The sequence below is a fragment of the Trichocoleus desertorum AS-A10 genome, from assembly GCF_039962155.1.
GTDB lineage: Bacteria > Cyanobacteriota > Cyanobacteriia > FACHB-46 > FACHB-46 > Trichocoleus.
This window is the reverse complement of record NZ_JAMPKN010000001.1, coordinates 749,981-763,761: the sequence shown is the minus strand read 5'-3', so window position 1 is coordinate 763,761 and position 13,781 is coordinate 749,981. Positions and strand designations below refer to the sequence as shown.

Here is a 13,781-nt window from a genome sequence, read left to right as displayed (position 1 = left end):
GATTTTCGCTAGTAACTCGTCTTTAGGGTCAAACTATTCGTTGAATTGTGGCGAAACGTGTACTTTAACGAAGCTTAATGGCCGATTTCTGTAAAAACTGATGAAGCTGGCAGCTCATCTGTCAGAACAGCGAGTACTCTCAGATTAAGAAAACCTAATGTTGCTCGCTATAGCCGCGAGTCCTTTCTTGGTTCAGGGCACTCTAGGGATCTGCGCTACTTTATTTGTTCCCTGTCTGACTATGTCTATGACCCAGTCATTTCAGTCATCCCAGGTTCAGCCACTTTTTCCTCCAGTCAATTCAGTGCGGAGCCGACCTCAAGTTCGCCGCCAAGCTGATATTGACCCTCGGCAACGAAGGGAGTATGAAGCGACGATCGCCCGTTGTGATCAAGCGATCGCCCGAAAAGGTGATGATGTGAGCGCCTGGTACCAACGGGGACAGGCTCAAGCCAACTTGGGAGCCTACAATGAAGCGATCGCCAGTTTTAACCAAGCGCTAAGGAGCCAGCCTAATCATGCTGCGGCTCTAGTGTTTCGGGCTGTGGCTTTCATTCACTTAAATTGTTACGAAGAAGCCTTGCTTAGTTGCAATACAGCTTTAGCGATTCAGCCTCACCATACAGAAGCTTGGTTATTCCGAGGGGTAGCACTACGTTATCTCAACCGCTACAGAGAAGCTTATGCTAGCTACGACCATGCCCTGGGAATTCGCAGACCTGCTAACTGGCTGAACCGGATCTCCAGAATTTTCGGTTGGTTTCGGCAGTAACACTGCAAACGCTGACGTTTTTATAGAGTTAGTAGAATAGAAGCTAGTGAATTTGAGGGCCAGGTCTCTGGTTAAGCAAGTCTATAGAAACGATCTACGGCAATCTTCAAGGTCTAAAATCTAGTCAGCTTAAGCAGCTGCAACGTCTGTACCATCAACGGCTACCGGGCGATCGCCTCACCACATCTGAATTCGCCCAACGACTAGCTGCCATTAGTACAGATCTCAACCAGCCTGTTTGTGTCTACATCAACCGGCGCGGCCAAGTCATCCGGGTTGGAGTGGGCACGCCCCGTCAAACTCAGATTCCACCTCTAGAACTACCGCGTTATGGGGCCGAACGTCTCAGCGGCATTCGCTGTTTGGCGACCCAATTAAAAATTGAACCACCCAACGAAGCTGCTTTGACTGCTATGGCAATTCAGCGGCTCGATAGCTTGGTGATGATTACTTTGTCAGGTGCAGGATTTGAGCGGCGCGGGGGTGGCGCGACGGGCTATGTTAAGCACGCTTACTTAGCGCATCTGGTCCCGCATCCAGAAGCGAACTGGACTGTTTCACCACCAACCGACCTGGATGATTTAGCGGCTCAGGACTTTCTAGATTTAGTAGAAAATTTAGAAGCAGAATTTGAGCGCGAGTACGTCGCTCAACAAGTCGATCGCGACCACGATCAGGTGTTGATTGTGGGCTTGATGACCGATGAACGAAAATCGCAACGCTTCCAAGATGGCTTAGTCGAACTGACTCGCCTAGTGGAAACTGCGGGCGGCACTGTGGTAGAAACCTTAACTCAAAAGCGCTCTCGCCCCCACCCACAGACCGTGGTTGGCGAAGGCAAAGTTCAAGAAATTGCGCTTGCCGCTCAAACAGTGGGTGCAAACTTAATTGCTTTCGATCGCGACTTACACCCAGCCCAAGTACGTAACTTGGAAACTCAAATTGGCATTCGGGTGGTCGATCGCACTGAAGTAATTTTAGATATTTTTGCGCAACGGGCTCAGTCTAGAGCCGGGAAACTGCAAGTAGAGTTGGCGCAGTTGGAATACATGCTGCCGCGTCTGATCGGGCGGGGACAAGCTATGTCACGCTTGGGCGGTGGGATTGGCACTAGAGGCCCTGGTGAGACCAAGCTAGAAACCGAGCGTCGTGGCATCCAGCGGCGAATTTCTCGGTTGCAGCAAGAAGTCAACCAATTACAAGCTCACCGTTCTCGGTTGCGGCAACGACGCCAGCATCGCGAAGTTCCATCGATCGCGATCGTGGGTTATACCAATGCTGGTAAGTCTACGTTGTTAAACACATTGACCAACGCGGAAGTGTATACCGCCGATCAACTCTTCGCGACGCTTGACCCTACCACCCGACGCCTGATCATTCAAGATGCCGTGACTCAGGAACCCCGCTCTATTTTGCTGACTGACACGGTTGGCTTTATCCATGAGCTACCGCCGTCGTTAGTGGATGCGTTCCGAGCCACTTTGGAGGAAGTCACGGAGGCAGATGCTTTGTTGCATTTGGTGGATCTCTCCCATCCAGCTTGGCAAAACCAAATTCGTTCGGTCATGAAGATTTTGTCCGAGATGCCCATCACGCCGGGACCCGCGTTAGTAGCTTTCAACAAAATTGACCAGGTGGACGGAGATACTTTAGCCCTCGCTCAAGAAGAATTTCCTCAAGCTGTATTTCTCTCGGCCAGCGATCGCCTGGGGTTAGAAACCTTACGTCGGCGACTAGCTCAACTTGTGGACTATGCGTTTTCTTCCTGGGGCTAAACTAAGATCAAGAAACATTGCTTAACGATTGAGGTTGCTATGGCTTCTAAAGTTGAAATTTACACTTGGCGAACCTGCCCCTTCTGTATCCGGGCTAAAGCACTCTTAGACAAGAAAGGAGTTGAATACACCGAATACAGTATCGATGGTGATGAAGCAGCTCGCGCTGAAATGTCCCAACGTGCTAATGGCAAACGTTCTCTGCCCCAAATTTTCATTAACGACCAGCATGTTGGTGGTTGTGACGACATTCATGCCTTAAATGCTCAAGGCAAGCTTGATCAGCTTTTACAGACTGCTAGCTAATTACTTATAAGTTAGCTAGTACATCGTGTAACGCCAAAAGCGATCGCATTTCCACTCAGTTGTTTCGTTAGTGCAAAAGTAGCCACACCGTTGCAGAGGGTAATTCATTGAAATTCGCATTTATTATTGACCCCATTCAAAAACTTGATCCTTGTCATGACACGAGTGTTGCCCTCATGGAAGCAGCACAAGAACTGGGTCATGAGGTATGGGTAACTCAAGCGAATTTATTGAGTGTGGTGAATGGTAAAGCCTGGGCAATTTTAGAACGGGTCAAGCTGACGCCCATTCAGTTAATAGATGGCCACTGGGTGGCTGCTGAATCTTGGTATTCCCTAGGGAGTTCCTTGCAAGATTCCACCCAGGCTAAGAGTTTCGGCAATCTACGCCCGTTAGAGGAGATGGACGTAGTATTTATGCGAACCGACCCGCCGGTGACTACGGCTTACCTCTACGCTACTTATATCCTGGACTACATCGACCCCGCTAGAACCTTAGTCGTTAACTCACCTAGCGGTTTGCGAGCGGCTAACGAAAAAATGTATGCCCTCCAGTTTACCGAGGCGATTCCAACCACGATCGTGACTCAAGATAAGCAAGTGATTCGCCAGTTTGTAGAGCAGCAAGGAGCTGCGGTACTCAAGCCGCTAGGTGGTAAGGCGGGGGAAGGCATCTTGTTCTTGCAACCAGGCGATCGCAACTTGAATTCCATGATCGAAATCAGCACCTTCCAAGGCCAACTGCCGATCATGATTCAGACTTACCTACCGGAAGCGAAAGCAGGTGACAAGCGAATTATCTTGCTAGACGGAGAGCCAATTGGAGCCGTTAACCGCGTGCCCACAGGCAATGAATTCCGGGGCAACATGGCAGTTGGCGGCAGGGTTGAGTCAGTAGATATTACCCCCAGAGAACGAGAAATTTGTGCTCAACTCGCTCCAGTGCTGCGGCGAGATGGCTTGATCTTTGTGGGGATTGATGTGATTGGTGGCTACCTTACTGAAGTTAATGTCACCAGCCCTACAGGTATCCGCGAGATCGATCGCCTGAACCAATCCCGTATAGGTCATCAAGTGGTTCAGTGGCTAGAGAAAGCTAAAGTTAGCAAGCTCAGCCTCACCTCACCTGTCTAGTCGTTCATTGCTGAGTGAGAGTTATGGAGCCATGATGGGCGAGCTACATCCGCCCGTCATGGTTGAGATTGAGTATTTGATTGGGCATTAAGCATCCGCCCACTGACGAAGCAAATTAGCATGGCTTTTAGAAATCAAGTCGAACTCTGTGGTCTTGCCTTGCTTTTCAAACAAAGCCCGACGAGCTACATCTAGATCAAACAAAATTTCGCGTTTGTGGGGGTCACGCACTAAGCTTTGTACCCAAGCTACAGCGACTAATCGCACGCCTTCAGTCACAGGATTGACCCGATGCAGCGTAGAAGAAGGATAGACAATGGCTGAGCCTGCTTCTAGCTTAAATGTAGTTTCTCCTTCAACTCCCTCAATCACTAGCTCACCGCCTCCATAGCTGGAGGGCGAACTGAGAAATAGCGTTAAGGAAACATCCGATCGCCAAAACTCCTGACCTCCCATCAGGGCATTATCAATATGGCTGCCGTAGGACATGCCTGATTCATAGCGACTAAACAGCATTGAGTGAATCAGTCGAGGCTGGACAGCAATTTGAAAGAGGGGATTGCGCCTCAAAGCATTTTTGATTGTCTCTTTCAGAGCTTGGCTGTAGCTAGCTTCATTTTTGAGTTGGGTATTTTGCTTCACCAACTTTGCGTGCCAACCTGCTGTAGTTTTGCCATCGACAAAATCAGATGCATCGAGGCTGGAAACGACAGAATTGAGTTCTTCCGATGTCAGGACATCAGGGATGGTCAGCATCATTATAAGCAACCTCGAACAGCAGTAAGCACAAAAAGGGACAAGCCATAAATTGGCCGAGTTCTAGCTTAATCAGTTCTGGCAGTTTTAAACTGCGACGAACTCAAAAACTTGTAGAATGAGTAACTTATTTATAAAGTACATAAAGAACTGAGGAGAAATACTCAATGCGTGCAAAGTCGGCTGGGCTACTACTACTTCTAGGTTTGATCGCTCCCGTAACAGGTTGTGGCACAGAGAACGAAACTGCTCCCCCTGTGGAACAGACTGGTGGAGCAGGTGGTGAGGCAGGAACCACCACTTCTCCTTCCCCAGATGCTCAAGGCAGTGCTGGTGAAGGTGGCGAGGGCGGTGAAGGTGGCGAAGAAGGAACCACTTCTCCTTCTCCCTCTCCTGGCGGTGAGGGTGGTGAAGGCGGCGAAGGTTAAGGTTGAAATTTTCGACCTTTAACTAAACACTGCAACCCTATCTTTGGAGCCGTAACATCCCGATCGCTTTTTGCAGTTTGGGAAGTAGCGGCTCTATATAAGAAGGCCAGCCAACCAAAATGGGTTGCTTGTGGGCTAGCGTATCTGGATCAAGGGCATCTGGAGTAAAGCGAATTGGTTGCCCTTCTAGGTCGCAACAAACTAATCCTGCGGCTTTAGCGATCGCTAAAGGACCCGTCGTATCCCACAGCTTCACCCGTCCATTGAAATAAACATAAAGCCCTGCTCGGCCACAAATTACTTCCATGACCTTAAGGCCAAAGCTGCCTAGCGTGTAGAACTGTACATCTGGAATTAGCTTTGCGATCGCTTCCCCAAAGTTGTTTTGATCTTTTGTGCCGATGATCATGGGGCAAAACCCAGATTGAGGTGGCGGTGGCTCTACAGGCTCTAACCGCTCGCTATCCTGTCCTGGTTTTTCTTGAAATAGTCCCCAACCGCAGCCGCCATAATACATTTGGTTCAGCATTGGCGCATAGACCCAACCCGCGATCGGTTGGTATTCCTGCAACAGTCCGACCATAATGGCGAACTCTGCGTTGCCTTTGATAAAATCCTCAGTGCCGTCTAGCGGATCAATCAGCCAAAGCTGCGAGTAGTGATCTCCAAAGGCTTGTCTTGATTGAGTATTCTCCTCCGTAATCAGACCATCGTGAGGAAATAAATTTGAGAAAGCTGTCGTCAATTCTTGATCTAAGGCGCGATCGACATTTGTAACGTAGTCATCTGGCCCTTTTTGAGAAACTTGGAAATGCTCTTTCGCCAGACGTTCTACTTGCAAGCCGCAACTACGAATTACTTGGCGAATTTTTTGGTCTTGTTCAGTAGAAGGCAAGGGCATAGCAGGCGATCGCAACAGGGTTGGGACTATCTATCTTGGAAGTCACTCCCGTAAGTCTACACGATTGGCATAAAAAAACGGGCTAACCCGTTTTAGTGGTTAACCCGTAAGCTTGGGAACGCGCAGAGAAATTACTTTTGCAGAACTAGTTTAACGTTGGCATTTTGCAGACCAGGCCGCTTAACTTCTGCCAGAGTCTTATTAACTGCGTACTTTTGATTAATGGAGTTGATGAGTTCAGTTTGGTTGTGCTTCTTAGCAACGCCCCAAAGGTCAGCAATGAGATCGAAAGAACCATCACTATTGCGAGACCAGCCTAGGTCGTATTCACCTTCGAGAACAGCAACGATATCAGAACGAACTCTTTGACCGTTGTAGCCACGGACATCAGCTTCAGTCTTGACCGAGATACCCAAATCACGCAAGGAAGCCTTCAGGATTTCGGCATCAGTGATCTTGGTGCGCAGAGTGCTGAAGTGAGACATTTCGGATTTCCTCCTGGAGAGATTGAGAGAAACGACAACGTTTGATGTGATGAGAGGTTTACCGCGATGGTGGCACGGTATTTTGTCAAACTGCTAGCAACAATTTGCTAGCCTTTCCTCCTGTTGGGAGCAGGAGTGAAAGCCTTTAGAACTCCAGTCGCTGATATTCTGCGACGGAAGATGCAGCAGGTCGCGCGCGCTGCCTTGCCCAGTCTCTTAGGGCTGTCACCTGCTCATTCATTGTTTTAGACAGAGGCAATGTTGACTTAATCGCAGCAATAATGTCGAGCTGGGTAAACTCCCGTTCTTGGGCGAATGCCTCATACATTGCTGCAATCAACGCCTGTTCAATTTCTGCCCCAGAAAAGCCATCGCAAACAGTCGCAAGCTGGTCCAAATCAAACCGAGCAATTTCACGCCGCCGCTTGCTTAAGTGAATACTAAAAATCTCTTTGCGCTCTTCTTTAGTCGGCAGATCAACAAAGAAGATTTCATCAAAGCGCCCTTTTCTCAGAAATTCTCCTGGTAAACGTTCTACCCGGTTAGCAGTCGCCATCACAAACACCGGAGAAGTCTTCTCTTGCATCCAGGTCAAGAATGAACCAAAAATCCGACTGGAGGTGCCGCCATCCGAATCCGCAGAGCCAGTGCTACCTGCAAATGCTTTATCAATCTCATCGATAAACAAAATCGCGGGAGAGATCGATTCAGCGGTTTTTAAGGCATTACGCAAGTTGGCTTCAGAACGACCTACCATTGAGCCGTCGTAAACTCGGCCCATATCTAGACGAATCAGTGGCAAACCCCAGAGTCTAGAAGTGGTTTTAGCGATCAGCGACTTTCCGCAACCTGGAACCCCTAAGATCAGCATGCCTTTTGGTTGAGGCAAACCATATTCTCTGGCTCTTTCTGTAAAGGCGTTAGAGCGCTGCTTGAGCCAATGCTTGAGTTCTTCTAAACCGCCAACAGAATCAATCGTCTCGTCTTCTTCGATGTACTCTAAGATTCCGTTACGGCGAATAAGTTGCTTCTTTTCAGATAAGACAATGTCTACTTCTGCTTCAGTCAGGCGACCCGCTGTAACTAAGGCTTTACGATAAACTTTTTCGGCTTCATCTCGGGTAAGTCCCAGAGCCGCTTTTAGGAGTTTTTCTCGTGCTTCGGTTGTAATCCGACGGTTGCGAGGTAGTTGGTCTAGTTGGTTGGATAGCACTTGATTTAACTCAGCCATTGTTGGCAGAGTGAAATCGAGGACTACAACTTCCTTTTCTAACTCGATCGGAACTTGCTGCACGGGAGACATCAAAATAATAGTTTTTTGTGTTCCCTTAAATCGGGCGATCGCATCTCGGAGACGTCGTGTAACTGCTGGAGAATCTTTGAAGGGGTGCAAATCCTTAAACAGGAATACACCAGATGGTTGCCGAATGGCCCAATCAATCGCTGCTTCTGGAGAAACAGTGTTGTTTTGCACAGGACTACGGGACTGTTCGTGCCCTACCATCCCTTCAGTCATTGTCCAGATGAATAACTGAGGACGCTGGGGTGACCTAGCTTGAACAATTGCAGCTACTGCCTGCTCAGCCCGTTCCTCTTCAGAGGTAACTAGATAGATAAGAGGGTATTGAGCTTGAATTAAAATATTGAGCTCTTCTTGCATGACCATCGACCTACTAGAGACGGTGCAGACATTGCTAGATCCGAGTTCACCCGACCTGAAATTAATGCGGCACCCTTGCTAGCATTAACCTACAGGTTAGAGCCTTAACAAGGAACGAGTTCCTCGCCTGGCTGATTAGGATTAGAGCCAACCTTTTGAGCTTGCTGAACTGGCAAAGATTGCCCAGCTTCATCTAACACACCTGGCTGGTTCTTGAGAGCAAGCATTTCTCCGTTTTGGACCACAACCGAGCTAGTGCACTCTGGACAGTTGTAGACCTGATGAGATTGGCCGTAGGATGCTTCCACCTCATCTACCAACTCTGGGTGAGCCAGGTAGAAGACAACAGCTCGTTCAACAATTGTTGACATAGGCTCTGCATCGACTGCTGCCCGAATTTTCAACTTTCGATGCAGCTCCGGTGAAAGATACAACGTAACCTTTTGCTTCTCTTGCATATAACTTCCAGTTCTACCCGGGTATGTATCTGTCAGAATATCGACTCTGATATTTGCTGTCAAGATGGCAAGACGTCATGACGGCATCATTGTTACTTTTATTTACAAAGCAGGGTTATCTATTCAACGAATGAGAACGAATCAGACAGTGAACCTTTATCGCTCTGGAACTAACCCTAGATCAGTCAGGTTGTCTGCCTTGGCTGGTTTATTGGCTAGCTTGGTTCTCCTAACGAGTTGTCGTAGTTCTGAGATGCCACTTGCAGGGACATGGAAGACTTACCATAACCCGCGCTATAACTTTGAATTTCCCTATCCCAGCAGTTGGGCAGCCGAGCCACCCCCCGACAATCAGGATGGACAGGCTTTTCGCGACCCTAAAAATCCTCAAGCTGAAATTCGAGGGTGGGCAGGACATCAAATTAAGCCCATTACTACTAAGCAAGCTCAGCAGCAAGCGGCTCCTGTTGTCACTTCAAAGCCAAACTTCACTACTGCCCAAGGTTTATCTGGGGCGCTTAATGTCAACATTGGACCCGAAATCAGTTCGATGACACTGGCGCTACAACAAGGCGACATTCGCTACCACTGGCAAGCGCGATCGCCCAGTCAGCAGTTCGACGACTACTACCGCTTCTTCTATTACATTGCTCAGCAATACCGAGTGCCGCCCCCATCACAACAACCCTAGATTCGTGGAAGTGAACTCAGAAAGTGCCATTTCAGAAATTAAGTTAACAAGTAGCTAGAAATTTAAACAGACTGAGTAAAATAGCAAATATCAAGTGCAGCATCTAAGCCAAACCCCCTCAGGGCGAGGATTGATCGCACCCAAGCTGAGCCGTAATTTACACTTCCTCAACCTCATTATCCTTTAGCAGTAGGTCAAAACCGAGTTGTCAACCAGAGCACCTTTAATCGAGAAAAAACAAAATCGTGATTTACCCCAAATCAACGAGCGCATTCGATTTCCTAAGATTCGGGTAATTGATACTGATGGTGCACAACTAGGTATTCTTACCCCTCGTGAAGCGCTGCAAATTGCAGAGGAAAAAGAACTAGATCTCGTACTGGTTAGTGATAAAGCCGATCCTCCGGTTTGCCGGATTATGGATTACGGCAAATTTAAATTTGAGCAAGAGAAAAAAGCTAGAGAAGCTAAAAAGAAGCAGCATACTTCCGACGTGAAGGAAGTAAAGATGCGCTACAAAATCGAAGAACACGATTACAACGTTCGCATTAACCAGGCCGAGCGTTTTCTCAAGGCAGGAGACAAGGTCAAAGCGACAATTATGTTTCGAGGCCGTGAGATTCAACATAGCGACTTGGCTGAAACTCTGTTGATGCGGATGGCGAAAGACTTGCAGGAAATGGCTGAAGTTCAGCAATTTCCTAAAAAAGAGGGACGCAATATGATGATGTTGCTTGCGCCTAAAAAAGCCTAAGTCATCAGCATCCATATAGTCAGTCTCCAGCAAGCCTCACAGCTTCCTTAGCGATTATTACGGTTTCAGTCATAAGGCTGAGGCAGAGGCGATCGCAGAGCCTAGACGTGGATTAACACATCTATATCTCTTCGTAACGTCTCAAACAATATTAAAAATTTCAAGAACAAGGTTGACTATAAAGCAGCCTTGTTCTTTTGCGTTATGTCACTCTATCGCCAGAACGTTACAAAGATTCAAGCTGCTTGTACTTACTAAAACAGAGTCAAGGTTGGGAACGCTAAAAAAGCAAGGTTCTGCTTAGATTTGCTTCACCACTGTTCTCCTATAGTAATTTTGCTGTTTAAGTAGACACAGCCAGCCCAGCGTAGCCCCAGGAAGCTAATTTGGTGCAGAATCCTGTTCAGAAAGTGTCATCAATTGACATTGGCTCCTGTCTTGGAGCTCGAAGCATGTTTTTACTCTCAAGTCGCCACTTGCAAATCTGCGGTAAGCCGAACTCATTAATAGACTGAGTGCGACGAGCGGAAGAAATCATGTTTAGATGAGAAGCAACTCAACCAGGCTGCGATAGAGGAAATCAACGCTACATGACGCTAAAAAATCGGTGGCTTGCTAAAGATAGCCTTGGCCAAAAGCTACTGCGATGGGTCAACCTCCGCCCGGAAGAAAGCGAACGTACCATGTTGATGTTTGCTTTTTACACCACAACCTCTATAGGGTTGCTGTGGTTAGAAGCAAGTACAGTCGCCCTGTTCTTGAAGGAATACGGAGCCGATAAGCTGCCCTGGATTTATATTGCTAGCGCTGGTATTGGCTCAAGTCTAGGGTTTATCTACTCTTGGATGCAGCGAATTCTACCGTTGCGTCGAGTGATTGTTCTAACTGCGTTATTAATGGCAGTTCCCTTGCTCTTGTTTCGCTTTGGCCTTGATGCAGCAGGCGGGGCCACGATCGGCAGCCTTACGGTTCTGAGCTTGACCGTTCTATTGATGCGGCTGTGGCTAGAAGCTATCTACGTGCTCAACGACCTCAATACCTCCATTACCGCCAATCAACTTTTTAACATCCGAGAAATTAAACGAACTTTTCCATTAATTAGTAGTGGTGTGTTAGTGGCAGATGTCATTAGCGGGTTTTCGCTGCCATTTCTCCTCTCGTTCATCAAGCTTTCTGATGTCATTCTAATTTCCTGCCTCGTCATGGCTTTGGGGGCAGGGGTTTTGTTCTACCTCAGCCAAAGTTACAACCAGTTTTTTCCAGAGGCTCCACGCAGACGTCTGGAAGAAGCGCATCCTGATCACCTGATTGCCCGTCGCCTCAAAGGGCCGTTACGCCGTTATGTCATCTTGTTGTTTGCCTTCTTCATGATGGCGCAGGTCTTGTTCTTGCTGGTAGATTTTCAATTTCTGAGCCAATTGGAGAACCAGCAATTAGAAGGGCAAGGATTGGTCGGTGGGATTGCTAGCTTTTTAGGCCTCTTTAATGGTGTCCTTGGCATTTTTGAGCTAGCAACGCAGTGGTTTGCCTCTAGCCGAGTTATTGAGCGCATTGGGGTGTTTACGACCGCGATGTTTTTGCCAATAGCAATTATTGCTTTAGGCTCTTTTTCGATGACAGGTCTCGTGCCGCTTTTTGTTGGGTTAGTGATTCTTAAGTTTTTAGATGAGTTACTGCACTACACCTTATTTACCAGCACTGGCCCTGTGCTTTTTCAACCGTTACCTGAAAGTGTCCGCAGTGGGCTGCAATCTTTGGTCCGAGGTGTGGCTGAACCGATCGCCACTGGTTTAACCGGACTCAGCATTTTAGGGATTATTTGGTTTTGTCGGAACACGCAGATAGGCGTACAGCTACAAGATTGGATCTTTTTGGCCCAAATTATTCTTCTGGCAACGATTTGGTTATGCACAGTTTGGTTGCTACGGAGCCGCTATGTTGGGCTACTGGTGGTAGGTGCAGAACGGGGACAACTGAGTATTTCAGATGTCGATTTGCGGGAGCTAAAGCGAGCTGTAATTGAGACACTTAATCGTCCAGGTACAGAAGCAGATAAGCGTTCTTGCATTGAATTACTCAGCCAGATCGATCTCCAAAATGTAGGGGAAGCGCTAGCTCCATTGTTAGCTAATTTGCCACCAGCCTTGCAACGACAGAGTTTAGAGGCGATGTTGGTGCATCCCAGTGAATCTTACGTAAACCCAGTTAGAGCCCTAATTGAACAACCTCTATTTCCAGAAGTGTTGGCAGTAGCGTTGCGCTATATTTGGCTTACAGAGCGAGAGCCTGACATTCGCCAGTTGCGGCCTTACTTGCGCCCAGAGGTTGATGCGGTGGTACGAGGCACGGCTGCCTCTCTCATGTTGCGCCGGGGCACACCTCGACAGAAAGCGGAGGCTACCAACACCTTGCGGCAAATGCTCACCCATAAACAAGAGCGAGAGCGGGTGATGGGGTGTCGCGCTTTGGGAGAAGCTGTTTATTTGCAAGCGCTGCGGCTTTACATCCCGACTTTGCTGCAAGATGAATCTTTGCGAGTGCGTTGTGCTTTACTGGAGGCGATCGCAGCCACTCATTTAGAAGAATATTATCCTTCTCTATTGCGGGGCTTGCATTACAAATCCACCCGTGAAGCCGCTATGCGGGCACTGGTCAGGCTAGACAATGAGGCGATTCCGCTGTTAGTAGAGCTGGCAGAAGATATTCACAAGCCCGATCTAGTCCGGATGCAAGCTTGGAGCGCCATTGGACAGATTGCGAGTCGAGAGGCCTTAGATGTACTTGTGGCTCATTTGATGACGGCTTGGGGAGCCAACCGACGCAATGTTCTCCGAATCTTGTTGAAAATGCCCCATGAACTCGGAATTGATGCCATATCCGATCGCTTGGGACGAAGTGGGGTTGAAACCCTAATCGATCAAGAAATTCTGTTTATTGGTCAGCTTTACGCTGCCTTAGTCGATCTCAGCTGGGAACAAGTTTTAGGGGCAGAAGCGGATTTACTGCGCCGGGCCTTGGCGGATGTGCAAACTGATGCCGTGGAGCGCTTATTCTTGCTCATGAAGGTACTTTATCCTTTAGAAGCGATTCAGGCAGCTTCGATTAATCTACAATCTGCCTCACCATCGAGCGTGGCTCAGGGGCTGGAAATTCTAGACAATACTTTAGATATTGCTAACAAGCGGGCTCTACTCAGTGTGCTCGATCGCCGTCCAGACTTAGATAAACTGCAAAGCCTCTCTGATATGGTGACCTATGAACCGATGAATGCCAGCGATCGCCTGCGCTACTTATTAGATTTGCGCTACTTTCTACCCGACTGGCCTTTAGCTTGCTGTTTTCACTTAGCCCGCCAAGCTCGCTGGAGCCTGACGTCTGAGCAGATTTTAGCTTGTCTGCGCTACCCCACAGGGTATGTGCGAGAGGCAGTGCTGACTTATTTGAAAGTTGCCTCTCCGAGAGCACTCAAGGAGCTTTTGCCCAGGCTCACCAATGACCCAGACCGATTGGTAGCCGCTCAAGTACAGCAGATGATGGCAGAATTGGGCTTAAAGCATTCCAGACCTCAAACAAACGGCTCTAAACCACCGGGTCCCGCTGCTAATTTCTCTGATATCGCAGGCTTAGAAACTATTTAACGCTCCAGCGTTGCGCTCTAAACC

Annotated in this window: 13 protein-coding genes; 8 read left to right on the top strand and 5 right to left on the bottom strand. The window is 48.2% G+C overall.

Annotated features, from left to right (window positions below; translation table 11 throughout):
* Positions 1 to 247 precede the first annotated feature (247 nt).
* The 4 genes from NDA01_RS03510 to gshB all read left to right on the top strand — a co-directional run bounded on the left by NDA01_RS03510 (position 248) and on the right by gshB (position 3,986).
* Entirely contained in the window at positions 248 to 772 is a 525-nt protein-coding gene (locus NDA01_RS03510) for a tetratricopeptide repeat protein (protein WP_348226875.1), read from the top strand.
* Positions 773 to 1,053: 281 nt separating this feature from the next.
* A complete protein-coding gene (hflX, locus tag NDA01_RS03505; RefSeq protein WP_431193305.1) occupies positions 1,054 to 2,547 on the top strand; it encodes a GTPase HflX in 1,494 nt (497 codons plus the stop codon).
* A gap of 39 nt (positions 2,548 to 2,586) precedes the next feature.
* A complete protein-coding gene (gene grxC / locus NDA01_RS03500) occupies positions 2,587 to 2,853 on the top strand; it encodes a glutaredoxin 3 (RefSeq protein WP_190433449.1) in 267 nt (88 codons plus the stop codon).
* A gap of 107 nt (positions 2,854 to 2,960) precedes the next feature.
* Positions 2,961 to 3,986 (top strand): glutathione synthase, encoded by a 1,026-nt coding sequence (gene gshB, locus NDA01_RS03495; protein ID WP_348226874.1) that lies wholly within the window; start codon positions 2,961 to 2,963, stop codon positions 3,984 to 3,986.
* 87 nt (positions 3,987 to 4,073) lie between these two features.
* Here gshB and NDA01_RS03490 read toward each other — a convergent pair whose 3' ends face one another.
* Positions 4,074 to 4,745 (bottom strand): Fe2+-dependent dioxygenase, encoded by a 672-nt coding sequence (locus NDA01_RS03490; RefSeq protein ID WP_348226873.1) that lies wholly within the window; start codon positions 4,743 to 4,745, stop codon positions 4,074 to 4,076.
* A 164-nt stretch (positions 4,746 to 4,909) separates the two neighbouring features.
* Here NDA01_RS03490 and NDA01_RS03485 point away from each other — a divergent pair, with 164 nt between their 5' ends.
* Positions 4,910 to 5,170 (top strand): hypothetical protein, encoded by a 261-nt coding sequence (locus NDA01_RS03485; protein WP_190554881.1) that lies wholly within the window; start codon positions 4,910 to 4,912, stop codon positions 5,168 to 5,170.
* 37 nt (positions 5,171 to 5,207) lie between these two features.
* On the opposite strand, the gene NDA01_RS03480 is transcribed toward NDA01_RS03485, so the two are convergent.
* The 4 genes from NDA01_RS03480 to NDA01_RS03465 all read right to left on the bottom strand — a co-directional run bounded on the left by NDA01_RS03480 (position 5,208) and on the right by NDA01_RS03465 (position 8,674).
* Positions 5,208 to 6,071: a 3'(2'),5'-bisphosphate nucleotidase CysQ family protein gene (locus NDA01_RS03480; RefSeq protein ID WP_348226872.1), complete on the bottom strand. Its 864-nt coding sequence runs from the start codon at positions 6,069 to 6,071 to the stop codon at positions 5,208 to 5,210.
* A gap of 131 nt (positions 6,072 to 6,202) precedes the next feature.
* Complete coding sequence (locus NDA01_RS03475; RefSeq protein ID WP_190433455.1) at positions 6,203 to 6,556, bottom strand: DUF1257 domain-containing protein; 354 nt, start codon at positions 6,554 to 6,556, stop codon at positions 6,203 to 6,205.
* A 145-nt stretch (positions 6,557 to 6,701) separates the two neighbouring features.
* Entirely contained in the window at positions 6,702 to 8,216 is a 1,515-nt protein-coding gene (ycf46, locus tag NDA01_RS03470; RefSeq protein WP_190433457.1) for a stress-responsive protein Ycf46, read from the bottom strand.
* Positions 8,217 to 8,320: 104 nt separating this feature from the next.
* The gene (locus tag NDA01_RS03465; protein WP_190554883.1) at positions 8,321 to 8,674 is read right to left on the bottom strand and encodes a slr0373 family blue light stress response protein; all 354 of its coding nucleotides are present in this window, start codon (positions 8,672 to 8,674) and stop codon (positions 8,321 to 8,323) included.
* Between the two features lie 64 nt (positions 8,675 to 8,738).
* On the opposite strand from NDA01_RS03465, the gene NDA01_RS03460 reads away from it, so the two are divergent.
* The 3 genes from NDA01_RS03460 to NDA01_RS03450 all read left to right on the top strand — a co-directional run bounded on the left by NDA01_RS03460 (position 8,739) and on the right by NDA01_RS03450 (position 13,757).
* Positions 8,739 to 9,365, top strand: coding sequence for a hypothetical protein (locus NDA01_RS03460; protein ID WP_348226871.1), 627 nt, complete (start codon positions 8,739 to 8,741; stop codon positions 9,363 to 9,365).
* Positions 9,366 to 9,570: 205 nt separating this feature from the next.
* Complete coding sequence (gene infC, locus NDA01_RS03455) at positions 9,571 to 10,119, top strand: translation initiation factor IF-3 (protein ID WP_190433461.1); 549 nt, start codon at positions 9,571 to 9,573, stop codon at positions 10,117 to 10,119.
* Positions 10,120 to 10,709: 590 nt separating this feature from the next.
* Positions 10,710 to 13,757, top strand: a complete 3,048-nt coding sequence (locus NDA01_RS03450) for a HEAT repeat domain-containing protein (protein ID WP_348226870.1) — start codon at positions 10,710 to 10,712, stop codon at positions 13,755 to 13,757.
* Positions 13,758 to 13,781: the final 24 nt, after the last annotated feature.